The organism is Paenibacillus sp. GXUN7292, assembly GCF_050864975.1.
Classification (GTDB): Bacteria; Bacillota; Bacilli; order Paenibacillales; family Paenibacillaceae; genus Pristimantibacillus.
The window spans coordinates 140557-166020 of sequence record NZ_JBOZWO010000012.1 but is presented as its reverse complement, the minus strand read 5'-3'; the positions used below and the strand labels follow the sequence as shown (position 1 = coordinate 166020).

General features: G+C 51.9%; 18 protein-coding genes and 2 pseudogenes. 1 reads left to right on the top strand and 19 read right to left on the bottom strand.

What is annotated here, in order from left to right:
- The 3 genes and pseudogenes from ACRRU2_RS12555 to ACRRU2_RS12545 form a co-directional block, all read right to left on the bottom strand.
- Positions 1-267 (bottom strand): annotated as a pseudogene (locus tag ACRRU2_RS12555) (IS110 family transposase); the annotation flags it as partial.
- Between the two features lie 94 nt (positions 268-361).
- A complete protein-coding gene (locus ACRRU2_RS12550; protein ID WP_432502062.1) occupies positions 362-517 on the bottom strand; it encodes a hypothetical protein in 156 nt (51 codons plus the stop codon).
- 1402 nt (positions 518-1919) lie between these two features.
- Positions 1920-2165, bottom strand: a complete 246-nt coding sequence (locus ACRRU2_RS12545) for a DUF3732 domain-containing protein (protein WP_432502071.1) — start codon at positions 2163-2165, stop codon at positions 1920-1922.
- Between the two features lie 20 nt (positions 2166-2185).
- On the opposite strand from ACRRU2_RS12545, the gene ACRRU2_RS12540 reads away from it, so the two are divergent.
- A complete protein-coding gene (locus ACRRU2_RS12540; RefSeq protein ID WP_432502060.1) occupies positions 2186-2374 on the top strand; it encodes a recombinase family protein in 189 nt (62 codons plus the stop codon).
- On the opposite strand, the pseudogene ACRRU2_RS12535 reads toward ACRRU2_RS12540, so the two are convergent.
- The 16 genes and pseudogenes from ACRRU2_RS12535 to ACRRU2_RS12460 form a co-directional block, all read right to left on the bottom strand.
- Positions 2366-3298, bottom strand: a pseudogene (locus tag ACRRU2_RS12535) (COG1470 family protein). The gene ACRRU2_RS12540 and the pseudogene ACRRU2_RS12535 overlap by 9 nt on opposite strands.
- A gap of 143 nt (positions 3299-3441) precedes the next feature.
- Positions 3442-4980, bottom strand: coding sequence for an extracellular solute-binding protein (locus ACRRU2_RS12530; RefSeq protein ID WP_432502058.1), 1539 nt, complete (start codon positions 4978-4980; stop codon positions 3442-3444).
- Between the two features lie 88 nt (positions 4981-5068).
- On the bottom strand, positions 5069-5926 hold the full coding sequence (locus ACRRU2_RS12525; RefSeq protein WP_432502056.1) for a carbohydrate ABC transporter permease: 858 nt from the start codon (positions 5924-5926) through the stop codon (positions 5069-5071).
- Positions 5920-6870, bottom strand: coding sequence for an ABC transporter permease (locus ACRRU2_RS12520; RefSeq protein ID WP_432502054.1), 951 nt, complete (start codon positions 6868-6870; stop codon positions 5920-5922). Before ACRRU2_RS12520 ends, ACRRU2_RS12525 begins: the two co-directional genes overlap by 7 nt.
- Before the next feature lie 233 nt (positions 6871-7103).
- Positions 7104-8471, bottom strand: a complete 1368-nt coding sequence (locus tag ACRRU2_RS12515) for a hypothetical protein (protein WP_432502052.1) — start codon at positions 8469-8471, stop codon at positions 7104-7106.
- 52 nt (positions 8472-8523) lie between these two features.
- Positions 8524-11640 (bottom strand): glycoside hydrolase family 2 TIM barrel-domain containing protein, encoded by a 3117-nt coding sequence (locus ACRRU2_RS12510; protein WP_432502050.1) that lies wholly within the window; start codon positions 11638-11640, stop codon positions 8524-8526.
- 2 nt (positions 11641-11642) lie between these two features.
- The gene (locus ACRRU2_RS12505; protein ID WP_432502048.1) at positions 11643-13490 is read right to left on the bottom strand and encodes a sensor histidine kinase; all 1848 of its coding nucleotides are present in this window, start codon (positions 13488-13490) and stop codon (positions 11643-11645) included.
- Positions 13487-13621 carry a hypothetical protein gene (locus ACRRU2_RS12500; protein WP_432502046.1) on the bottom strand — a complete coding sequence of 45 codons (135 nt, stop codon included), beginning with the start codon at positions 13619-13621 and terminating at the stop codon, positions 13487-13489. The genes ACRRU2_RS12505 and ACRRU2_RS12500 overlap by 4 nt, the downstream gene beginning before the upstream one ends.
- A 177-nt stretch (positions 13622-13798) precedes the next feature.
- Entirely contained in the window at positions 13799-15364 is a 1566-nt protein-coding gene (locus ACRRU2_RS12495; RefSeq protein WP_432502044.1) for a response regulator transcription factor, read from the bottom strand.
- Between the two features lie 60 nt (positions 15365-15424).
- Positions 15425-16213 carry a creatininase family protein gene (locus ACRRU2_RS12490; protein WP_432502042.1) on the bottom strand — a complete coding sequence of 263 codons (789 nt, stop codon included), beginning with the start codon at positions 16211-16213 and terminating at the stop codon, positions 15425-15427.
- Positions 16197-16604, bottom strand: a complete 408-nt coding sequence (locus tag ACRRU2_RS12485; protein ID WP_432502040.1) for a RidA family protein — start codon at positions 16602-16604, stop codon at positions 16197-16199. The genes ACRRU2_RS12490 and ACRRU2_RS12485 overlap by 17 nt, the downstream gene beginning before the upstream one ends.
- Positions 16605-16633: 29 nt before the next feature.
- Positions 16634-17725: a hypothetical protein gene (locus tag ACRRU2_RS12480; RefSeq protein WP_432502038.1), complete on the bottom strand. Its 1092-nt coding sequence runs from the start codon at positions 17723-17725 to the stop codon at positions 16634-16636.
- Positions 17722-18441 (bottom strand): SDR family NAD(P)-dependent oxidoreductase, encoded by a 720-nt coding sequence (locus ACRRU2_RS12475; RefSeq protein ID WP_432502067.1) that lies wholly within the window; start codon positions 18439-18441, stop codon positions 17722-17724. Before ACRRU2_RS12475 ends, ACRRU2_RS12480 begins: the two co-directional genes overlap by 4 nt.
- Positions 18442-18476: 35 nt before the next feature.
- Positions 18477-20021 carry a glycoside hydrolase family 31 protein gene (locus ACRRU2_RS12470; protein WP_432502036.1) on the bottom strand — a complete coding sequence of 515 codons (1545 nt, stop codon included), beginning with the start codon at positions 20019-20021 and terminating at the stop codon, positions 18477-18479.
- 51 nt (positions 20022-20072) lie between these two features.
- Positions 20073-20903, bottom strand: a complete 831-nt coding sequence (locus tag ACRRU2_RS12465; RefSeq protein WP_432502034.1) for an SMP-30/gluconolactonase/LRE family protein — start codon at positions 20901-20903, stop codon at positions 20073-20075.
- Positions 20904-21026: 123 nt separating this feature from the next.
- On the bottom strand, positions 21027-25454 hold the full coding sequence (locus ACRRU2_RS12460) for a DUF4838 domain-containing protein (RefSeq protein ID WP_432502032.1): 4428 nt from the start codon (positions 25452-25454) through the stop codon (positions 21027-21029).
- Positions 25455-25464 lie beyond the last annotated feature (10 nt).

The window sequence follows — 25464 nt, the reverse complement described above, 5'->3', positions numbered from 1 at the left end:
CATGTGCTTTACTTGAACATTGTGCTGATGTAATTCTAGAAAGACTGGATTTATTCCAATGAGCTGGATCGTCGCCAGATAAAGATATTTTCTTAACCTGGAGTCCCCTCGTTTGGAGACAACGATCTGGCCTTTCCTTCTCCCCGATGTGCTTTCGGCCAAATTTAGACCGGCTTTGCGTAGTAACTGACGTCCATGTGCGTACTGTCTGAGGTCACCTGCACCTGCTAAGATAGCCGAAACGAAGATAGGACCCATGCCTTTTAGGGAACGCATCTGAACGGCCATGGGGATCTCCTCTAGCAATACGTGAAGCTGCTTTTCAATGTCCGCTAACATCCCCGTAATTTCTATGGTGTTGCTAAATGATAGATGCCGATTCGTCAGTACGATCCCACGATAATTCGTAATCTGTGCCACATGAGTTTCCTTGGCCCATGTCGATCCCTACAATTAAATGCGAGGTCGTAATTCGTTCGATACGTTGATTTTGTGCTTCCGATTGTTTAAACTTCATGATAAGAGCGCCTCCTTGATGGTGTTGGGTTATTTACCCTTGGACAAACCCATCATACCGAGGCGCTCCTTTTTTGACAAAGGCGATTTCTAAGCCTTAACAGGAATGTTTAACGTAATGAAGCTACCGATCAGGGCCGGCAGATTTAAGCAGTCTCATCCAATATACGCTATGAAGTTCGTGTTCCTCAGACCTTAGATTTGCCGCCGAATTCCTTCAGATTCCACCTCGCAGTGAACACCCTTGCCTTAAGCTATGGCTACTACTGCCTTTGCCATTTGGAACTTGAACCTTAGAGATAGCGCCATGCTAAATACTTCACACCACTACCACATGGACAACATTCGTTATTTGAAATTCTTATATTATTTAATAGCAAATATACAGCACCCCCAGTCAATGGCTCAATTATTTGCTTATATTGTAATACATTTTGTAAAAATCAGTTTTGAATCTTACCAATTCTTCCAAACATTCAACGAATCACAGAAGATACAAACAATTAAAGCTCATGCTACTTCTGCATGAGCTCATTCGATATCGTAATCATTTGGCTTTCTTTAATTGGTTTAGGCGTCCCCGATTATTTGTCAACACGGTATGTTGACACTACACACTCCACATGTGTCGTCTGGGGAATAGGAACACAATCCACTCCTTTCATTTTTTAAGGACTTTTTTTGAATCTGCTTGTGCATTTTACTTCTGCCTTGAACGCTATTATGAAAACCTGTCTTGTAAACGAAGGTCAATTGATACGGATCGGATGGGTCTCCAACAATTACTTTATCTATGATGCTTTCAAATACATTTCGATCAAATGAGGGAAGAATCTCGTTCGACTGAAGCACTTTGCGAAAACATCACAATCTATATTATAAGCAGATGATTGTAACCAGAATTCCATGAAGGATTTGATAATATAGACGCTCTTTTGCATCGTAATTGCAATATACTGCACATTTGCTTGAGGTGCAGCTATCGGGGGAACGTGTGGAGGAGGAAACGAGAGGTTGAGAACATGGAGGAAGGAAGTGTCGGTACTTACCAAAATGGAAATTCTATCATTAGATTTTTCGTGAATAAATATAAAAGCACTTCTTGATTCGCACATTTGTCGGATCCCCCCATTCTAAAAAAAGCTCCTGAAACGTCCAAGGACGAATTCAAGAGCTTGTTTTTTGTTATGATGTTGTGGACGGGAGGACCGCCTGCTCCACTACCATCGACAAATTTTAATGGAGCAAAGTTAATACGTCTTGAACTTGAAAGTGCAAGGCAGTGCAGCACTACTGGGTAACACGGTATGGCTTGGTTAACTCAAAGACAGATTCTCTAGATATGAACGAACGAGATTTGTTTCGTATTCTGATCTCTATCGAATTTGCTTGCCTGTTCACATTTAGTAGGGGAACGTCAGAATATCGTGAATTAATGCGTGCAAGCAGCATCCCCGTGTGCGCATAAGCATGGACCGGCCGTATCTGCCCTTCAATGTACGCCGTAAGCTGGCTGTACGCCTCCAGAGCAATCGCTGTATTCCGTTTGATAAAATGCCGTTCAATACGTCCTTTTGTTCAGTGAAAAAGCGCAACAAACTAAGAAACAAAGCAAGATGGCATGAAACCCAGTTAGCCCCACTTCCCATTTCGCTAGTATAAGGGTGACTTGTTACAGGGCAAGACATTTACCGTCGATCCGATTTCCAAGAGAAGATTGGAGAACTACGGTGAGGAAGATCAGTATTATGTAAAAAATCATCATGAGCCGATTGTCAGTGAAGACGTATTCAACATGGCGCAGGATATCTTGCATAAAAGAGGCAAGAATCGTCGCCGCGGTACAAGTTCAGTATAATAGGCACTTTACTCCGCCCTTTATAAACGGCTCCGCAAACCTTGATATGGACTTCGTAATAATCATATCAATCCGTCGTTGCTCGCCATTCTCAACAGCCATCACTTTCGGCGCATGCTTGGCGCCCCATTGGGTAAACAGATGCGAGTATTCGAAATATTGGACGCCCAGCCGATCGCACAGCATAGTCCAACGCTCAAGCTTGCCAAAGTCAAACCGGTACCGATCCCCGTCCTTTATTACATCAACAAGCTAAACAGTCGGCCGCTCCCCCCCTACCTCCGTATCCAGCGGCGGTGTAAACAGCGGCGTCAAGATCATATTCATACCGTGTCTGACCGCAGTGTCTATATAACGCTCGATCAGTTGCCAATGCGCTTCGCCGAACATCTCTACTTCGTAGTGAACAGCCAAACAATCGGTATGGAACCATTCGGTATGGATAAGCTCCTGATCCGGCAAATACGCGTCGATAAGCTCCAGTTCAAAGCTGGCGCGGCCAAGCTCGCTTCCTTCAGACGCCTCCAGAATAATTCGGATCGGGTAGCTCCCCGGAACGATACCTTCGGCAGGCTCGACGGACACCCACAATGCCCGCCATTGTCCCGGGGGCACGTCTATCCGACCTTTCTCCAGCGGCAGTAGCGGATCGGGATACAGACCCGGCGTCGTTCGAAGCGTCCAGCCGTCGCGGCTCTCTTGACGCAAAGTCGGCAATTCGGACGGAACAAGTCCGACACTTCGCACTGTCACAATATCTTCAAGCGGCGATTCCACTTTGACCCGAACAGCTTTAAGAGGCTCATTCGACCGATAAGCAACCTGAAAAGCAAACGTCTCGTTCAGAAGCGATGTCGCCCGCCCGTACGACTGCTCCCGCTGCTCCTCATCGGCAAATATTTTGGTCAGCGAGTTGACACACATCAGTTCCAGCACTTGCTTCACTTCCTTATTCATAATTGCAAACGCAGCACCGCCTGCGGCGGGACAAAGCTTGTTTGTCCCACCGCGCGCAAGCGGGGCTGCGTACCTTAACGAATCAAGTGAGTTGGCCTGTTAGCGGACCTCTAGCTTCCGTATCCGAGAGCGTTAAGCTGCTCAATGGCCGAATCCACATACAGCTTGTAGTTCATCGTATTTTCCATCGTTTCAAGGAAGGCATCATATTCTTCCAGCGGGCGAAGTCCGTATACAAATTTCGTAAACTCCTCCTCGAGGTAACGATCGGCATCAGCCGGATTGTAACCTTCCGGATAACTAAGGAAGCCGTTCAACACCTCGATCCGCGGCAATGTGCTGGCAAATTCAATATATTCCGCTTGACTTGCAAACTTCACTTTCAAGTATTCAACCTCAGGACGGCCTGTGAACTGGTACAGCCAGCTATATCCCGCTTCTTGCGCCATCAGCTCGGTTGCGACAACCTGGTCGCCTTCCATATTGAAATGCTTGCCTTCAATCCCAAATTGCACAAGCCTGGAACCTTCACCTTCCGAGACATAATTCAATAATTCGAACACTTTATTCAGTTTGTCCTTGTCCTTCTCCAACGACTTCGGAATGGCAAACATCGTGCCGGCATTTCCGATATCGACCGAGTTGGCGTAATTCCCGCCAGGACCTTCCGGCGAATGGATCTGAATCCATTCCGCATTCGGATTCACTGTTTTAATTTGCTCGACAAATTCATTTTTGGTCATATTCGCCCAATCAATAAAAATGATGCCCGCTTGCCCTTTAATCGCTTTTTCCTGATGCACCAGCCCCGTGTTGGCCATAATTTCCGGGTCGACTACGCCGGCCTCGTTCAGTTTGCGGAAATAAGCAAGCGCATCGCGAATTTCCGGATCGTACAATGAGTTGACAACGTTGCCGTCCTTCACATAGAACTCGCCAGGATTCACGGTGCCGAACGAACCGTAAAATGGCGCAAAGGTGCTAAGCGATGTGCCTGTAAGACCAATGGTATCATTCGCATTATTGCCATCCGGATCTTGCTCGACGAAGGCTTTGGCGACCTCGAAAAAGTCGTCCAGCGTTTTAGGAACTTCCAGATTCAGATTATCCAACCAGTCCTTACGGATCCACAAGCTCATGCTCGGGATGCCCGGAGCTTTCGGAATCGCATACAGCTTGCCGTCAATCATCCCTTTCTTCAACGTATCTTCGCCCAGAAATTGCTTGACGACTTGAAGCTCGTTGTCAATGTACGGTGTAAGATCGAGCAAAATATCTTGTGCTTGATATTGCCGCACTTGCGCCTTGTTTACACTGAACAGATCAGGCAAATTCGTCGAAGACATCCGGATATTCAATTGACTTTGGTAATCGTCCGGACTGCCGTATGCTGTCATGTTGATATCGACATTCAAAGCTTCATTCAGTGCAGCAAGAATAAAATCCTTGTCGGGAGACGGCAACCCGCTGGCGCTTTGCATAATGTCCAGCTTCACGACCTTCTCCGTCCCGTTGCTGCCCTGATCGTTGCCGTTGTTGCCGGCGCCAGGAGTTGGGTCATTGCCATTGCCTTGCGAGCATGCTGTCAACACCGAAGTAAGCAGCAGCGCCAATGCCAATAAAAGTCTTACGGAATAAGTCTTCTTCACAATCGAACACCCCTTAAATGATTTTTGTATTGAATCGGGCTTGGGGCAGCGTGCTGTACAAAAATCTTATGTTCCCCCGAGGCCCGCGTCAACCTTTAATTGAGCCAAGCAGCATGCCTTTTGTAAAATATTTTTGCAGAAACGGATACACGACGATAACCGGCAAGGACGCCATAACAACTGCCGCCATTTTCAATGTCTGCGCTGGAGTTGTGGCCTCAAAATTTTCCAACTGCTGGGATTGCATCAAAATTTCTCTTACGACCACTTGCAGCGGAAACATGGTTCGGTCCGTAATATACATAATCGCCTGGAAAAAGTCATTCCAATGTCCTACCGCGTAGAACAAACCGATAGTGGCGATAACCGATGTCGACAACGGCACCGTCATTTGCGCCAAAATCCGAAACTCGCCCGCCCCGTCCATCTTGGCGGATTCGAAAATTTCCTCCGGCAGCTGCTCGAAGAAGCTTTTGACAATGAGTACATTAAAGCTTCCGACAAGCCCCGGCAGAATGAGCGCCCAATACGTATTCAGCAATCCCAACGATTTCACAATCAAATATGTGGGCACCATCCCGCCGGAGAACAGCATCGTGATCAAGATCATCATCAGAACCAAACTGCGTCCCGGCAATTTCTTGCGGCTCAGCGGGTAGGCCAGCAGAATCGTCACCAGCAAATTCAGCACGGTGCCCACAATCGTAACCAACACGGTCACACCGAAAGCTTGAACCATACCGGAATATTCCCATATCGTTCGATAGGCGCTGAAGGTAATTTCCCGAGGAATAATCGGGAACGAACCGCTCTGGTGTACGACGCTTAGCGGCGTCAGCGATACCGAAATGACATATAGCAGCGGGAAAACAGCTACCAGACCGGCCAAGAACAGAATCGTATATACAATGCCATTAATAACCCGATCCTCGACGCCTCTTACCATATCCCTTCACCCCATTTCTTGGCGATACGGTTCGAGGTCAATACCAACACGAGACCAATCACCGATTTGAACAGTCCCACCGCAGAGGCAAGGCTGAAATTCATTTGCTGCAGGCCTGTCCGGAACACCCAGGTATCAATAATATCTGCTACAGAATAAACCTGCAGATTGTACAAGACGTAGATTTGTCCGAATCCGGCATCCATAATGTAGCCTAAGTTCAGAATAAACAGCATCACAATTACACTGCGAATTCCCGGCAATGTAATATGCCAAATCATGCGCAAGCGACTTGCGCCATCTACACGAGCCGCTTCATACAAGGTCGTATCAATACCGGACATCGCGGCCAAATAAATAATGGCCCCCCATCCAAGGTTTTGCCATATTTCAGATGTGACGAGCAAAGAGCGGAAGTAGCTCGGTGATGTCAGGAACGGAATCGTGCTGCCCGTTATATCTTTAATCCAGGTGTTGACCAAACCGGACGTTTGCGACAACAAGGCAATCAAGATGCCGTATATGATGACCCAGGATAGAAAATGGGGCATATATGTGAGCGTTTGCACCAATGACTTAAACCAGCGAACCCGGCATTCGTTCAATAAAATCGCCATTAGGATTGGCGGAACAATTCCAAATATTAATTTGTACACACTGATCAAAATCGTATTGCGCAGCAGCTGATAAAAATACGGCGATTCAAAAAAGGTCAGGAAGTGCTTATTCCACGGATCCGCCCAGGGACTGGCCATAATGCCATCCATAATGCGAAAGTCCTTAAATGAAATAATGACGCCGTACATCGGCAAATATTTGAACAGAATATAATAAACAATTCCGGGCAACAGCATCAAATACAACGCTCTATACTGCCATATTCGCCTGCCGAAATCCCCCTTCAACAGTCCCTTTCCAGGTTTCTCGAGAACCGGTGTAGCCATTGCATTCCCCCATCTCAGATGTGTGTTAAGTTTCGTCTTTCTACGTGTTGCCTTCAACTTGTTTAACATTATTGTAACAACGGATGAAATCCGGCTATATACAGTAAAATTGTCAATTTAGGCTGTATGCTAATGGCGCCGCTTCTCTGCCAACGAAAAAGAACTCCGCACCCGCGCCAAGGCGCAGTTGCAGGAGTTCTATGACATCGGCGTTTCATCAGTTGCTACGTTTCTTAGCTATAGATAAAATGCGCGCTCGCTTTGCAATTGCCTTGCGGAATAATCCGTACCCAATGAGCGCTGAACCCGGTCGGGAATACGTGATGTTCATAACCGCCTGCCGCAACTTCAATGCGTGTATATTTCCTCCATGTTCCATTGCCGAGGAAATCAACTTCAATATCAAACGCAACCGGCTGCGACGACTCATGGGTCAAATGCAGAACCTTGTGCTCGAAACCTGTCATCAAGTACGGGTCCGAAGCTACGCCAGCCTCCACTTCTTGTTCCCACCAAGGACCGCCCCAGCCGGATGGCTTGCCGAATTGCCACAAGTCATCCGTCTTGCCGAACCATAAGTTCGATTGCGGTTCACCAGCCAGCAGGTTCGTATCGAAAATGGGTGTAACCTGGTTCCCGGCAAGAACAAGCAGTCCTCTCCAGGAGCAAAAGTCGGGAATCATCCGCAAATGGGTAGAGATGGGGCGAATTCCCCATACCTTGCCGCCATATGCATTATGAGACATTTCATAGAACATGCCATGGAAGTTCATAAGCAACCGCTCTGTCTCCACCTCGCGAATTCGCGGCCACTCGGTGAACCACATATGATCCATCGCTTGAGTCGCTTTCGGCAACCGATACGTGCTCCATTCCCCATTGACAAAAACTTTGAGAATGGCGGATGCGCGGTCGAATCCTGTAGCGAACAGCGGACTGCTGCCGGATGAAGCCACCTCGCAGTATGGGCTCTCCTCCAGAATCGTCCAGGTCTTGCCATCCCACTCGGCCAATCGTCCGTCGCTTTTGCTTCCCAGATACTCGCGTTCATCATACGTATTGTTGGCAACGACGATCTTGCCGTCCTTCGTCCAGCCCCCCTTGAAATGCGACCAGCAGTTCGGGGACACCTTCAATTCCACCAGCAGATCAAACAATTGTTCCGTCTCCAGCGTATGCACGTTGATTTCGAACAATTTGCCTTCCATGGTCAATACATACAGCTTGTTATCCGGGTCTGTCAGATGAGGGAAGCAGGCGGTCAACCGATGTTCGACCAGTGTCTCTGCCGTCCGCACATTGCCGCTCGTATCAATAAAATGCGGCCCAATCATCAATTGGCTGGATTTCGGGTGAATAATGCGGTTGGCGTACGTACCGACGACGCTTTGCGGATGTTTGCGAACCTCCAGCTTGTCATTGACCTCGAACAGTCCGGTTCCGGTTCCGGTTCCAACACTGTGCGCCACATAAGAAATATACCAGAGCCGGTTGGCCCAAGGCATCACCGCTCCGATTCCCGTCTCCGAACGTTGACCGTCAATGCCTGCTACTGCAGTAAGATGCGGATATACACCGCCGACTTGAACGTGATTGCTCATGAAATGATAACCTCCAAGTAGTTGTTAATTGTTAATCGTAACGGAATACCAATCAGCCGCTAACGAGCTTCCCTTGCGGCAGCAAATCTTCCTTGAACATCGGACGTATTTTCACTTCGAACGAAAAGTGTTTCTCCTCCAGACGATATTTCGGCAGCAGCTCCGGTCCGCACGAATTGGATCCCGAACCGCTCATCTTATAATCCAGATGAACAATCGTTTGGGGCCTTTTCCGCTCCCGAAGCTTGAAGTCATGCGTAGCGGACGCAAGATCCTCCGGCTTGTAATGACTGGCGCAGAAGGAAAATGGCTTGGCCGCGGCGAACCATAAGCCCATTCCTTGCCAATTGGTGACCGCCGCCCATTCTGTGCCATAACGCGAGCCATTCTCCTGCGGGCGAATATAATGCTCCATCATGCCGTCCACCGTGGTCAAATAACGCGCCAGGCGATTGCTATGATGGCGATCCATATAGCTGGCATGCGGCCCATAGCCGAAATATTCGACTTCCTCATTCCCGGCAGGCATCGCTAGCTGTAAGCCGAAACGCGGCAAAAATGGCAAATGCTCCGTCACATTCGCCTCTACTCGCAATGCGGCTTCACCTGATCCGTGTATTTGCCAATGCATGATTCCCCGTACAATCGGTCCTTTGCTGTAGCCTGCCAGCAAGTAGTGAACGGTGATTTCTACCGTATTGTTTTCACGATCGAAGGCCCAGCTTGTCTCGTATGTTTTTTGTACCGCGCAGGCATAGCCTTCCCGTTCCCAGCTCTCCCGAATATAGCGATCGTTATCCATCGGAGCACGCCATAAAGCCAGTTCGGCCGGCTCGTCAAGCAGTGGAATGCCCTGCGCTTCTATGGCGGTCAGCTTGCCTTGCCTCAGGTCGAAGCGATAACGAAACTCCTCGCCGGTGATGATAAGCATCTCATGCTGCTGCGTGGCTTCCAGCTTGGATACGGGAAAAGAATGCATACCGACTCCTGCTGCTGTCGGCTTATCACCCAACTCCGGTTGTTCCTTCCGCTCGCATAATCTGAATTGAGCAAATGCCAGTTCATGTCCGGCATCGCTCCACCAGCAGTCCTGCGCGGTCACAGCCCGCAGCAGCAGACACGCCCTTGCCGGGGCGGCAGCGTATATACTCGGCCATGAATCGTCGAGAGCAACGGTCGTCTTGCAGCCGGGGGCCAGTTCTGCCAGTTCCAACTCGCCTTGTCCCAGAATATCCCCTTCGCATTCAAGCCGGTACCGGATTCTGACTTGCGCGAGATTGCTGAAATCGAACCGATTATGGATGATGAATACGCCTTGCTTCAGATCGGCCGCCTCAAATCCGACCGGCGCTATAGCTTGCTTCAATTCCAGCAATGCGGAATGCGGCGTGCGATCCGGCGCTACAAGACCGTCAATGCAGAAGTTCCCGTCATGCGGCTGCTCGCCAAAATCTCCTCCATAGGCGAAGTGCTCCGGGTCGCCGTCTCCCAGTTCGTTGGCTCTCCGCATAATGCCATGGTCGCACCATTCCCACACACAGCCCCCCATCATCTGGGGGTAGCGGTAGATCACTTCCCAATAGTCATGCAAGTCGCCCGGGCCATTCCCCATGGCATGGCTATACTCGCATTGAAAGAACGGCTTTGTTTGCCCGGGATCGGATGCGTAAGCCTCCATTTCCTCTATGGAAGCATACATTCGGCTCTCCACATCCAGACAAGACCTGTCGCTGTCTCCCAAATTAATCGGAGCCGCCCCTTCGTAGTGAACCGGGCGGGAAGCATCTCTCTCCTTGACCCACCGAGCCATTGCCTGATGGTTCGGGCCATACCCCGCTTCATTGCCAATCGACCACATGATGATGCATGGATGGTTTTTGTCGCGTTCCACCATACGCACCGCTCGATCGAGAAACGCGTTTGTCCAGGAGGGATCTCGTCCCAGGCGGTGGAAGGAATCGGGGCTGCCCGTCACTTCTCTTCCCATGCCATGGCATTCCAGATCCGCTTCATCGATAACATAAAAGCCGTAACGATCGCACAAATCAAGGAAACGTGGATCATTAGGATAATGCGCTGTGCGAATAGTATTAATGTTATGCCGCTTCATCAGCTTCAAGTCCTGCATCATGCTATTCACCGGAACGGCATGCCCCAGCACCGGATGAGACTCGTGACGATTGACGCCCTTAAGCTTCACCGGTCGACGATTGATCATAAAGACGCCTTGATCGATCTCGATTAGGCGGAAGCCGACAGCCAGCGCTATGGCTTCCGTCCCCGCTTGCAGCACCAAGGTGTACAAGTACGGGTCTTCGGCATGCCAAAGCTTCGGACGTTCAACCTCAAGCGTCAGCTGACCGGCACCGGCAATGATGTCGGTTGTCGCGGCGACAAGTTTGCCTTCCTTATCGAGCAGTTCCGCCCGAACAGTCAATTCCCCCGTGACCGTAAGCTCACTGATCAACGTAGCCCGGCCGAAATCCTCGGTCAATTGCGGTCTGTTGTATATGTCCCTGATATGCTCCTTATCGCGCGCCAGTACATATACATCGCGGTAGATGCCGGAATACCGCCACATATCCTGTCCTTCCAGATAGGTGCCGTCACACCACTTCAGCACGAGTACGGCAATGGTGTTCTTCCCCGCTTTCACATAAGGGGCAATGTGAAACTCTGCCTGCATCCTGCTGCCCTGGCTGTAACCTGCCAAGCAGCCGTTGATCCAGACGTAGAAGCAGGCGTTCACTCCCTCGAAGACAACATATGCCTCCTTGTCCGACCAAACGTCGGGTACCGCAAATTCGCGGACGTACAGACCCGCGGGGTTATTGTCCGGAACAAAGGGCGGATCGCACGGAATCGGATAATTCACATTCGTGTACTGCATCTGGTCGTAGCCGTTCCGCTGCCAGCAGGAAGGGACGATGAGCCCGTCCCAGTCCGATGCATCATAACCGGGAAGATAGAAGTCTTCCGGTGCGTCCGCCAGCGATGGACAATAGCGAAACCTCCACTGCCCGTTCAATGAACGATAGTAGGCAGAACCGCCCCGCTTGCCTGCAACAGCCCGTCTGCCGCTCTGGTACGGAATATAGCTGGCGCGTTGCGCCTCTCGATTGACTTGCACGATATGGGGGTTCTCCCAATATCGAGGAATACTTATCATCTCTACTTAGCTCCTCCATCACGTTCAATCCGGTCGCCGTGGCGCTCATGAAATGGAATCGCCGGCAATGTCACGCGAATACATGTACCTTTGCCCAACGTACTTCGTATGCGCAAGCCGCAAGGGGCGCCAAAATGCAACCGCAACCGTTCATGCACATTGGATATGCCAATTCCGGTCAGCCGATCCTTGGTTTTCCCATGCATGCCCGGTTGGAGCAATGCCGTCTGCCGGGCTTGGGCCATGCCGATTCCATCGTCGCATATTAGAAAGGTTATGCTGCTCCCATGCCGCTTCCCCCTGACCACAATCGTTCCGGGGTAATCCTTGCGCGGCAAAATGCCGTGAAAGATCGCATTCTCCACCAACGGCTGCAGCGTCAGCTTCAGAATCGAGCAATGTTCAATGCCCGGATCAGCTTCGCAGCGGAACTCAAATTTGCCTATATAGCGAATTTTCTGAATTTGAATATATTGCTTCAGCGCCCGAATCTCATCGGCGACCGTCACTTCCGCCCTTGTCTTGTCAAACGTCAATTCAAGAATACAGACAAGCGAACGGATCGTTTCCCCTACTTCTCCCAGCCGCTGCTGGCGGGCCAAACTCCCGATACAAGCGAGTGTATTGTATAGGAAATGCGGCGAAATTTGGCTCTGCAGCACTTTCAGCTCCAGCTCCTTCTTCCGCTCTTCCATCTCCCTGGTCTTGACAATGAGCTGCTGTATTCGTTCTAGCATCGCATAGAAGCTGCGCGTCAGCCTGCCGATCTCGTCCTGCCTCGTGATCGTAACCTGAGGGACGATGATCGAATCCTGAACCCGGTCCAGCTTCAAAGCGAGTATGCGAATCGGCCTTGTGAGGAAGCGCGACATAATGAGTGCCATCACAAGCAATACAACAAGCATAATGGCGCCCGCCGTCAGGAAGGTTTCGAATAACACGGCAATGCTTTTGTAGAAAAACTCTTCCTTAATAAAAAGAATAAGACTCCAGCCGAGTCGATTCTGACCCGAGCGCAGCGTAACCAGCTGCCCTTGCGGACCTGAATAGCTGTCCATTCCGGTTTTTAACCGTCCCGCCTCCGCAATAAATTGATCCGGCAGCTCGGTCAAGTACGCGTTCGGCAACGAAGGCAGCAGGTTGGTCTCCCTGTCATACAGGACAAGACGGTCCTCATTGGACAACAGCATAAACGTTTGGGTCGCAGAGGAAATATCAATCATTTTCTGATGCAGCTTCTTCAAATCCAGCTCCACAATCGCAACAGCAAAGGGCTGCTCGCGCAGATCGGAAATCGGACGCGCGATCGCAACCGTCTGTCCCGATTGCGGCGAATAATAAGGCTGGGTGACCATCGCCGCATAGTTCTGCCTGGCCTGTTCATAAATACGGGGCAATGAGGGATTGTTCATCACATCGCACACGAATTGCGCGTTGCAGAACACCTTCCCATCCTCTCGAACGATATACAGCGTTTTGACAATATGGCTGTTCACGGTCGCTATGGATCGCAAAAATTCCGATATCCCCCGCTCTTCTCCGCGCTTCAGAAACTCAGCCTGGGTCGTGAGCAGCAGCAAAATATTTTGCCCATTGTCAAGATAAGAATCGAGAAACTGATTTGTTCTAACCATTAACGTCTGGGCATCATTCATAATTTGCGTCTTGAACAGCTTGGAGGTCTGAGTGTAATTATTGACAGCGAGAAACGCAAACAAAGATACCGTAACAAGGAACAACAGCAAGAACTGCTTCGTTGCCACACTCCAGTTTTGTATCCGCCAACCGTCCGTTCGGCCGGCCCCTCCGCCAGAAGCAAGACGACGTCCATTGTTGGGGTCCCTGTTCATATATCCGGACTCGCCCCAATATCAATTCCCAATCGTTCGCTGCGAACGGCTTCCATTCGAAGATTCCGCAGATGCCGAAGCATCGGCAGATCGCCATCAACGATGCGCACCTTAACCGTATTCTCTTGCATGGCTTATCCTCCTGTTCTTACTCCATCCATTCGCCTCCATTATACTCTGATGTTATGAAAGCCTGTATGGTTGTCCACGAAAAAACGCTTTCATATTTTTCATTGTAGCATTCATGATTTCTCCCCCAATATACAGTAATGTTGTAAAAATAGGAGTAGACGTCAACGAGCCTGAGATCATGATCGCTGCCTCCTGTACTCGGTCGGAGACAAGCCGGCATATTCACGAAAAACAGATGAAAAATAGCGATAGCTTGGCACACCGACTTGACAGGCAATCTCATAGATGCGCAAGCTTGTGGTACGAAGCAGGCGAGCCGCCATCTCCATTCGCTGCTGCTTAATATACTCCTGGAAGGAAATGCCCCGCTCTTCCGGGAACAGCCGGCACAAATAATGGGCGCTAAGCCCAACTTGCTCCGCTACAATCGACAACGTCAGCGGCTTCTCCAGATTGGATTTTATATAGCGCATCGCATCGTCAATCTCCCGGCGCGGCTTGCGCTCGTTGTTCTGGACGAATTCCATTTCATGAATGAGCAGGGCGGCAAGCTCCTCTGCCGTCTCGGCATTCATCACCGCTTTGGACATTTGAGAAAATTCAGGCCATTCCCTCGCATCCTGCAGCCACTCCCGCCTCCATTCGTTCACCAGCTCTTTGAACGCATCCGGATGCAATCTGTGCTGAAACGCCCATGTAACAAGCGAGCTTCTAAGCTGCGCCGCTCCCGTATTCAGGGGATTGATATGCGCAGCCAACAGTTCGTAAAATTCCGCTTTCTGATGCTCGTCGGGCCACTGCGTCGGCTCATCCTGGACGCTCCACACCAGTTGGGTCCGGTCGTAGAACCGGAGCTGCTGTTCCCGCATGACCGCTGCCATAGCCGCCTCCACTTGCTCGGGCGCAGCAGCAGACGAGCCGGTTACACCACAAATGGCCAGCTCATCTTGCAACAATCCGGCTTGTTCTTCCAGCAGGCTGCGAAGCTGCTCTACAATGGACGCTAATTTCTCGCTTGTCATTGAGGATCTGAAGGAACCGGCATGATCGGCAAATACCAAATAGACGCCTTCCATAGCGGGCAAATACAGAAATGACATCTGCTCCTCCAGAATGCCCAGTTGCCGCTCGAGAGCACGCTTTGCCAGCATCCACACATCCGCTTTGGCGTCGACGTGCAAGGAGGCAAACTGAAGCGGCAACTTGCAATTCATTTCACGAGTCAGAAATTGATATACGGCCGAATGAGCGACTGCTGCTTCGGCACCGTTTCTTTTGCCGCTTAGCAGCATCGACAATTGACGCGCGCGCTCCCAACGCTTCTCTTCTATCGCATCACGCCTTCGCATACCGTTCTTCTGCAAGACTTGCCGGGCTTTGTCAAGCGCCTGGACAAGCTCCGACGGCGTAAGCGTAACCTTCAGTAAATAATCAATGGCGCCGTAGCCGATAGATTTCTTGGCATAGGCAAAGTCAGAATGACAGGTCAGCAAAATAATTTGCGTATCCGGCAGCTCCTGGCGCATTTCCCGCATAAATTTAATGCCATCCATGACGGGCATCGTGATATCCGTAATTACGATGTCCGGTCGATGCCTTCGGCAAAAAGCGAGCGCCTCCAAACCGTTGTCCGCCTCCCCAACACACTCGAAACCATGGACGCTCCAATCGAAGGAACGCAGTTCCTCACGCAATGGAGCTTCGTCGTCGACGACCAGTACCCTCAAAGCATCCTTGGTCATGAGAACACCTCCTCGAGTTGACATTTCTTCAGTTGCCTTCACGACGCCCTTGCCTCGGCTCTACATAGATTTACCGCTATCCGCTTCATCCATACGGCTGCATACATCGGCAAGCCAGGATGACACGGCTTGTACAATAGCTTCCATATACCGTCTCCCGTGCGCCGCTGTTGCAGCTCCGGCTGAATCGGTGAAGCCGTCCACACCGGTCAGTTCCATATGGCGACCGACGAATGTCCCCGGCATGAGGCCTTTTATCCAATCCCGCTCCTGGTGGTGCTTGCCTATTTGCGACCGGTCAATACGATGGCGGTCCTGCGCCATCACAAGCGATGTTTCGAATCCGCCTGCATGTCCGGGGAAAGGGCCTGTCTCAGCCGCTCCGGCCGCTTCAAGCGCCTCCCGTGCAATGCTCCAATACGAAGCCGAGGCAGTCCATATCGGATGCTGTACGGCAAGATCCGTCGCGGCCTGATGCATCAGATGCTCATTGCCTCCGTGCGCATTCAGGAAAATGATGCGCCGAAAGCCGCTGTCTATTAAGCTGCCGCCGATATCCTTAAGTATACTAAGATACGTATTCGACGCAAATGACAATGTTCCGCCAAAAGCAAGATGATGCGCCGAGCAGCCAATCGGCAATACCGGACATAATACCAGCTTTATCCCTTTATCCGCTGCGGTCTGCACCGATCTTCTGCTCATCTCGCGGCAGACGAACGTGTCGGTTCCTGTCGGCAAATGGGGGCCGTGCTGCTCAATCGCTCCGAGCGGAATGACGGCCGCATACCCGTCTTTGGCTCTATGCTTCAACTGTTCCCGCGTTAACTGCTCAAAGTCGATCGTCACGGCGTTCGTCGCCCTCCTCCCTGTTCACAACTGCAATCGCATCAATCTCGACTAACAAATCATAGTTCAGATCGCAATAAACGAGAGTTCGGCTGGGATAGGGAGAACGGAAATAACGCCGGTACACTTCATTAAATTCCTTATAGTGGCTGCGATCCTTCAAGTACACATTTACTTTAACTATATGTTGCAAGGTTAAATCGGCTTTAGCCAGAATAAGCCGAATATTCTCCAACGTCTGAACCGTCTGCGATTCCAGATCCTGACCTGCAATTTCTCCCGTTTCGGGAGACAACCCGCCTTGTCCGGACACAAACACCAAATCCCCGAAAGCAGTAGCCGATGAGAAGGGCAATGATGGATTCTCACTTGCTCCGATTTCTCTAATCATGGATAAAACTCCTCCTGAAAACATAAAGTTTATTGGATTTCATAATGAATATCGAGCTCCGGTGTCGCAACATATCGACCTTTATGCAGCGATTCCATCGCACGATTAATCAGACAACTGGATATTAAGATGCGCTCCGCCGGAAACGGGGGCTGGCTCGATATGATAAATTGCTCAATCGCATTCGTCATTCGATCAAAATGGCGGAACGGCCAATTGTTGTCGCTTAAGCATACCGACTCAAAAATGTTGCCGTTGCCGTCACGCAATGCGAAGCTCCACTGCTCGGCCAATCGGGTTTGCTGAATCACATAACCTCTGCTTCCATCCTTGTAATGAACAGTCAACAAATACGTCGTATCCGAAGACTCCCTTGGATGAGAAGTATCAGCCGCCCGGACCGGCTTCAGTGCGGCAAGCAGCAAATCTTCCGGCCACTGCCGACGCTCCATCGCTTCCCATACAGCGCCGCCGTGCATGACATCAATGCCCGCAATGCCGCTTTCCCCGCCTTCTCTGCGCTCGGCCAGCGATTGCAGCACCTCCAGCGCATGATAGCCGTATGCTTCGAACTCAGACGAAAAGCTGACGACCAGCCATTCCCTTGCACTGTCCAGATGATGGTCGGCCGGCATATTCCGTCTTGGCGCAAGCGGAATAGACGAGCCGCCCATGAATGGAATCGCGCGATTGCTAAGGTTTTCGAACATGCGCACGGACTGATCGGCACGATACGACAGAAATTTGTCGGAGAAAATCGGCACACGCAAGTCAAGCTCTGCCAGCGCGTCCAATGTTTCGTTCATAAAGCGATATCTCGGATATTGCTTCCGTCCCCATTCGTCAAGCGGGTAGTCGCCATGCTCGCCTATCATGATTACACCTTGCAATCCGCCCCGGCGCTCCGCGTGAAGTATCGTCTCTCGAATGCTGGGCAGCAGCGGGACGCTCAGGCGGGCGGCGGTTTCTCTGCCCGAATCGTTAGCCGGGTATTGATCCAAATATAGAGAAGCTACCTCAAGCTGGGGACGGTAGCCCGGGAATTCACCCAGCAATCGGCCAACAATCATATGCGCATGAGAATTGTGGCGGTATTCGGTTGCAATGGCCGCTATTCTCATAATCCGAACCCTCCTGTGATCGGATAAAGCGCGCCGGTCGCGTAAGAGGCCGCATCGGACAGCAAAAATGCCGAAAGCTCATTCACCTCATGAGGAAGTCCGCTCCGTCCGATCAACGTCTTCTGTCCGATCGCCTCCTTCTGCCGCTCCGTATAGCCGGCCAGCCGTTCCTCGGATTTGAAATCGCCCGGAACGATGGCGTTGACGCGGATGCTCCAAGGGGCAAGCTCGACGGCAGCTACCCGAGTCAATTGCTCCACGGCTGCTTTGCTTGCGCCGTAAGCCGCGTTCTCTGGCACGGGGATGGTGCCAAGAACGGAAGACGTATTCACGATGGCTCCGCCTCCGTTCGTACGCATCAGTCCGGCAGCGTGTTTATTCATGAGAAAAGTGCTGGTCAATGTTCCTCTAACGGTGTCCTCCCAGTCCAGCAAGTCTTGATTGACTATCTTGGCTGTTCTGTTGACATAGACATTATGATAGAGACCGTCCAGGCGGCCGAATCGCTCTCGGATCGTTGACATCAGATTTATAATATGAATCTCGCTAGTCATGTTGGCTTCGGCGAAGAGAAACCGTTGCGCCTTGTCCCCTCCCGGCATCTTGCCTTCCGGAATCGGTCTCGCGTCGCATGCTGCCACAACTGCGCCTCGCTCCAGAAACATGTGCACGGCCGACAAGCCCAGCATGCCGGCCGCTCCGGTAATGAGTATCACTTTGTCCCTCAATTGAGCCACGAGCTTCAGTCTCCTTATTCCATATGTGATTGCGGCATTCGTTTTCTGTAATGCGGCAGTCTGCCCAGCGGCACCGGAACAGCTTGCTTCGTCGGACCATGCACGACGCTTCCGTCATCGCCATCCCATATGCCGGCAGGGAAAACAACCTCTCTCACCCGCATTCCCTTCTTCAAGGCAGGCGCAACCAGCCAATCGCTACCCAGCATGAATTGATCCTGAACCGTCTCCATGCCCTCGTTCGGGAATTCGTATGCCATATGTCTCATAATCGGCTCACCTGTGCGAGCCGCATGTTCCGCCAGCGCAACAATCTCCCCGCCCATTCGCGCATGAAGTTTCGCCGCGTCGACACAATAGCCCAAATGCTCCTTGTCCAGTATTCGCCAGGGCGCGGCAGAAAATTGCATCATCGGAAACAGCGCCGAGCATTGCGCATAACGGACGAACAGTTCTGCATCCAGCCGAGAAGTAGTGAAGCTAAGAAACTCCCCTCCGCCGATCATATCCGGACAGTTGTATGCATAACCCATCAAGCCTTGCGCCAGACCGTCCGGAATTAACGCATCAAGTCCGTTGCCGCTCCATTCGTGGCTCTTGTCCTTCAGTCGCTGCACCAGCGGCTGACCGGCGAGCCTCCAGCACGCGCGATACTCATTAAGCGGGTACTTTAACCCGACTCTTGCCCAGGCTTCACATTGTCCGTTAGGCGTAGAGGCCGCATAACTTTGGTCTCCAGCCTCATAGAACTCATTGTCGCCGGCGTCCAGCTTGAACCCGTCAATCCCGTAATCGGCCTGCAGCCTGTCCAACTGCGCATGGAGCCAGTTGACCGTGTCGGGATTCGTGCAGTCCAATACAGCGCTGTAACCGTTCCACCACTGGCGAATGGCCGTCTGGCCGTCGCTGCCCTTCAGCAGGAGCCCGGAAGGCTCCAACTCGCGGAATGCAGGCGAATCCGGACTTACAAACGGACATACCCACAGCATCACCTTAAAACCCATCCGATGCAACTCTCGCACCATGGCCTTCGGGTCCGGAAACCTTCCCGAGTGGAAACGCCAATTGCCGTATGGCTCGTGCCAGTTATCGTCGATCATAATGACGCCCGGCGGCATTCCGCTCGCCAGCACATCCTGAGCATATTGAAGCACCTTCTCCTGGGTCGGTTCATAGAGCAGTTCGATCCATAAATTGTATTGCGGCGCCGTGAACAACAGCGGCTCCGGTATGGCCGGAGCTGGCGGAAAGAAGGTACGGGACACATGCCGGAACACCCCTTTTAACGTGCCGTATCCTTCCCCTGTTATAAGCTCGTCTCCGTGAGATTGAAGCGACAACCAACCGTCTTCGAAGCGGAACTCAAACGATGTCTCGCTCCATACAAATCTGCCTTTGCTGGAAATCAGCAGCGGACAAGCCTGATTCCCTAAATGAGCTGATGATAAATCGACTCGATGCAAGGCGTGCCCGAAGGGCATGCTCCGGCCATCCGCCACCCTTCCTCCCCACCAATACTCGTCAGCCAGCAGTTTGACTGCAAGCTCATGTTTGGACATTTGTATACCGCCCCCTCATTTCTGATCCTCTCGAATGGCTTGCCCAGGGCGTCAACACCACATTCCCCGGCATCTGCCCGGACAATCGACCTCAAAACACTGTATATTTCCTGTATCCGCAACTGTAACGTAACAAGTCCGGCCGTCCGGGCCTCCAAACGTCAAATTTGTCACATTTTTGCCCTTCAGCATAATTTCGCCCAATTCCTTCCCGTCCGGCGAAAGCTTGGCAACGGTTCCCTTCCCGTAACGGGTCACATAGAGATTGCCTTCCGTATCGCAGCGCATACCGTCAAGCAAATGGTCATCGTATTGGATGAGCAGCCGCTTATTGGCGATCGCCCCGTCGGCAGTCAAGTCATATGCCCATATGCGCCTTTGCAACGACTCGTTAACGTACAAAATACGCTCATCCGGGCTGATCTCAATGCCATTCGTCGTCCCGCATTCGCCATCGAGCAATGTGACCGTCCGGTCAGGAGCAATCAGCCAGATATTCCCCGTTCCATGATCCCAATCCGGGTCGCTCGCCAGCAATGCGCCGTTCTTCATAATGGCAAGATCGTTCGGCTGATTCATGGACGGCTCATGCGCCCACACCGAAATTTCTTTCGTCCTTCGATCAATATGAAGGACTTGATGGCGAACGTAGTCGGCCACCAGCAAATTGCCGCCGGCATCGCAGCGGATGCCACTGCCAATACTCCCTTCCGGCAGCTCGACCCAAACCTCGGCATCTCCCTGCGGGGAAATTTGGCCGATGGTTCCTTGCCGGTCATAATTGACGGCATAAATGAAGCCTTCCGGATCGCATGCGGGGCCTTCAATCCCGGCCGTAAATCCGCCGGGCGGCGTCAAATGCCGGCTCGTCTTATCCATCATAAGTCTCTCCTCCCAATAGCACGGCCAATGGAGCAGGAGACTTTCGCTCCTGCTCCATGCTTCCGCCCGCGAAACAGCCATCCATGCTCCGGCTGCCGGCTGCCCGGTTCCGTGAATGAGCACTTACTGCCACGTCGGGCCGAACATATGATAAAGCATTGTCGCGATTTCCGCTCGGGACGTTGGATCCTTCGGCGCAAGCCGGTTCATGCCCTTGCCCTGTACCCATCCGTGCTGAACGGCGACTCGCCAAGCGGTTGCTGCCCAATCGCTCACTTGGTCCGCATCCTTGTACTCTGCTAGCGGATCGATACGGTCAGTCCCCGCAGCAGTTGCCTGGCTGGCGCGAACAAGCATAACGATCATTTGCTCGCGGGTGACGGCCGCATCCGGTTCGAATCGGTTATGGCCCGTACCGTTCACAACGCCGGCCGCCGATGCGGCATGGACGGCGTCGGCATACCATGCATCCCGACTCACGTCGTCGAACGACTGCCCTTGCTCTTCCGCTGCCGATGTAAGGTTGAATGCACGGACGATGACGGTGGCCAACTGCGCGCGCGTCAGCTTTGACGATGGCGCAAATTCCACTGCAGATACACCATTGACGATATGCTTGGCGCTTAGAGCTGTTATCGCTTCGCGAGCCCAATGCCCGTCTGGAATATCGTCATAGGATTGCCGCCATTCCAGCAGCACATAATCGCCCGGCAGCGTAACCTCGATGGCCAGCCGGTCCCCGTCCCGTTCTCCGCCGGCATACTCCAGCGATCCGTCATGATTAATCTTATAAATGCCGAGCAGCGATGCGTCTTGACCCGCCAGATTAACGAGCAGCTTGATCGGGATTTCAAAGGACTGCAGCTCGTGTCTCTCATTCTTGTTGTCTGTAACCGCAAGTCTCAGCTTCACGATATCTCCTGCCGGCTTAATCGCCACTCTTGCTCCGGCAGGCGTAGCATCCGCAAGGTCGATATCGCTCGCAGCTTCGGTCCCTATAGAAACTTCAATCCAGGAAGAGGGGCCCGTTGCCATGCCGGCGGACTCGAGTCCTTGCTTCATGAGAATTCCCGGGAGCTCAATCGTTGCGGAAGAATGACGAATCGACAAGACTCCATCCTTCAGATACGCTGGCGCATCCAGAGGCAGCAGCAACGTATCCTTGCCTTCGGCAAGATCGACGACAGCTTTTCCTTCAAGCGTTTGAAGCTGTTCCTTGCTTACGATCTGCTCATTCGGTTTAGGCTGCCCGCTGACCGGAGGCGTGAAGATCGCTCCGCCACCCGGCTCCGGTTCGGAATGAGCGTCAACCAGAATAATCGGTTTGAATTCGCCCGTATTCCACACTGCTCCGCCGTCCCAGCCGTACAATCCGAGTCCTGATCCAGTCCGATGATAATTTCGGAAATAATGTCCCATCACCACCGTTCCCGTTCGAGGCGAGGCGACATTAATCGTACGGAACGGAATCGCTTGAATAACGACCCAACGGTCGTTTTTTACAACAGCCGCCGACTCCCATTCGCCATTCCACGCCGCGCTCACTTCAGGTCCGCTATAATCAATATTGACGCCAAGCGAATTCGACATCAGCGCGTAGTATCCGGTGCCCATCCCGTCGAGCAGATAGGTTTCAACGGAATCGTCGTCCCCGTTCAGCCACCACTCGTTCGGCGCCTCCGGATTCGCCCTGATTTGTGAAACATCGTGATCAAAGTTCTCGTATCCGATATACAAATAGTCATCGTCCCACAGTGTATACACTTTCGTATCCACCAGCGGCGCTTCTCCGGTCTGCATTTGTCTGAAATCCGTAACCGGGTTCTCGACACTGGACCAGGGGGCGGCACTGAAATCAAATGTCGACAAAATTTGCTCCTTCGTATAGGTCGTTCTAATGGCGTTGGTGGAGACGTCGATGTTGTCGCCAACAGCCAGCGCCATGCGCTCGAACGCTTCTTTGATCGGCCGAATTCTGGACTTGGCCCGCTCATCCGCGAGGTTGAACGCTTCATCAAGCGCCGCCCGCGCCGCCTCCCTTATGCCGGGTCTGACAACGTATTGACGGAACAATGTTTTGCCGCTCGTCGCCCATGTTTGCTGCGCATCGTCATATTGCCAGCCTTCTTCTAGCAAATCATAATAAACCCTCATCGATGCGGAAGCCGCTCCGTACGCTTTGTCGAGAAATTGCGTTTTCAGTTGCTCAATATCCTCATCAGGATTCCAGAAGAGCTTGTTCATCAGCCAGAATTGCATGGCATTGACGCCCCAGCCTTCATGAGCGGAATCGATCGTTCCCTCCGGCAACACGCCCAGAATGCCCAGCTCCCGGTAATATTGCATATCCGCTTGCACTTTCTCGGCAATCGGCCGTTCGAAATCGGTGTAAGGGAAGCTTCCGTAATAATTGTATACAATGACATTTTTCGTTTTCTCGGACCACGCTTCCAACTGCTGCTTGTATCTGTAGTTCGCGCTTCTGGTGTCGTCCGTATTAATCGGTGTACGCGCATCCTCGTACAACGGCGCATATACGACTACAATATTATCCTCCAACGCTGTCTTCGGCGGCTCCTCCGTTAATGTATAGGCATACGCCACTACTTTCGCATCCGGGTAAGCGGCATTGACTTCTCTTGCCATCTTGTTCAGGAACGTGAAGAAGACAGTCGACACGTAGGCCGGGTCTTCCGGCTGCACTATGATCCCTTCCTCGGTTACGAAAGGTTGATCGGACAAGCCTTTCTGGTAAAAGTTAGAGTTGTCATTCAGCCCGACACCGACATACTCTGTGCCTGTGGCAGCGATCAACCCTTTAGCTTTTTCTGCGAAAACGCCGGGCAAATCAGGATGATAAAAGTTAAACTGCGCCTTGGCCGAAAGCCCGATATAGTTTCCTTCCCGATCCGTATTGTAATAATCCGGATGATCCTCGAAAAATTCGGAATTGGGCAGCCAATAATTCAGATTGTGACCCAGCATAATGGGCTCAAGCCCCGTCGCTTTAAACCGTTCCCAATATTGTTGATTCGCGCCATGCGCCGACATCCTGGCATTGTTCTTATTGCGGGCCAGCATCATATCAGTAGCATAGTCGCCCTGAATTTCGTTATTGGCGCTTACGCCAAGCGTCAGCCAACCGCGCACCTGCAGAGGGGATCCCTCCCAATAATCCGCCTTCAGCACGGCCAGATTCTCTTGCGGTTCGAACAGTGTGCCTGTCTCCGACGAACGTGTCCAAAGCACGCCCGCGTTCTCTTCAAGGAAATCGTAGACACCGTTCAGAACTCCCCGCGGCTCATCTCCCACGATAAAGACACGATTGACCTCGCTGTGCACGGCAAAACCGTCCGACCCTTCGAGCTGCTCGGCGTACTTCTCCCCAATAGCTGTAAATTCCGATAGCCGATCCATCGTTCCAAGCACAATCTGGAACCGTCCCTGCGTAATCGCCCCCGGTGCCGGCGGACCGCTCGGCTCATCCGGCCCGTCCGGAACTTCGATGAGGGTTACATCGTCTATCCACAGCCGTCCGGGGCCGTTAGCCCGATTGAACGAGAATACAACCCAGTTGGTATCGAATTGATGCTCCGGATCGCGAGTATAATGTACTTCGAACGGTTGCCACTCTGTCGTAATCGCTGCGTCAACGGAAAAAACCTGCTTCTGAGCGAAGCCGACAACTTCGCTAATCTGCATCCTGGCATTCCCCGCTTGCTCACCCTTCATCCACGCTTTCAACACATACGACGAGCCAGGCTTCGTCTGAATGTTCTGAGTGGAGCGTACATTGAAGGAATTGCCGCTATCGGCCCCCAGACGATACGACATGTTGCCACTGCGCTTCGTTTCACTGTCCAACGCCCCCGTCCCGTCGAGCGCATACCAGCCGCTGCTTGTGCCGGACTCAAATCCGCCATTGCTTAGCAGACTTTGTTGTACCCGAACCGTCAATTCAAGCTCCGGGCCGTAAGCTGCACCGTCTACATAGGGCTGGAAGCGTACGGCATATACGCCGTCCTCTGTCGATGACGGCACAAACAGAGAGGCCGTTACCGCGCCTGTCTGCCCCGATTCAAGCGAAAAGCCTTCATTTATGGCAATATCAAACAGGTTCCTATCATGGAGCGCATCGATTGACACCGCTTTCAAAACGCTGTCGCCATTGTAAAAGCTAATTGACAGGTCGTAATTCCCCCCCTTGTCAACTTCAAGCAGCCTTTCATCGAGCGACACACTTACGGTCTGATCCAGCAACTCTTCGCGTTCATATATCGGCAATGTCGCGCCGCTGACAAGCTCAATCGTGCTTTGCAATTCTTTAGCCGCATAACGTTCCATCTCGGCAGCGTTGGCATTTATGATAATTTCGGCGAGAGGTTGACCGTTCTCAACAAGCAGCGGCGCGTCCTCCGGGATTTCGTTATCGGCTGCCGCCGCACTTACCTTGCCGCCAGCGCCCACTAAAGGCTGGCTTGCAGGGATAACAAGAATCGCGACAAACAAACATACAATTGTCTTACGCAACCAAAATCGGGCAGTTTTCATACGCTTACCC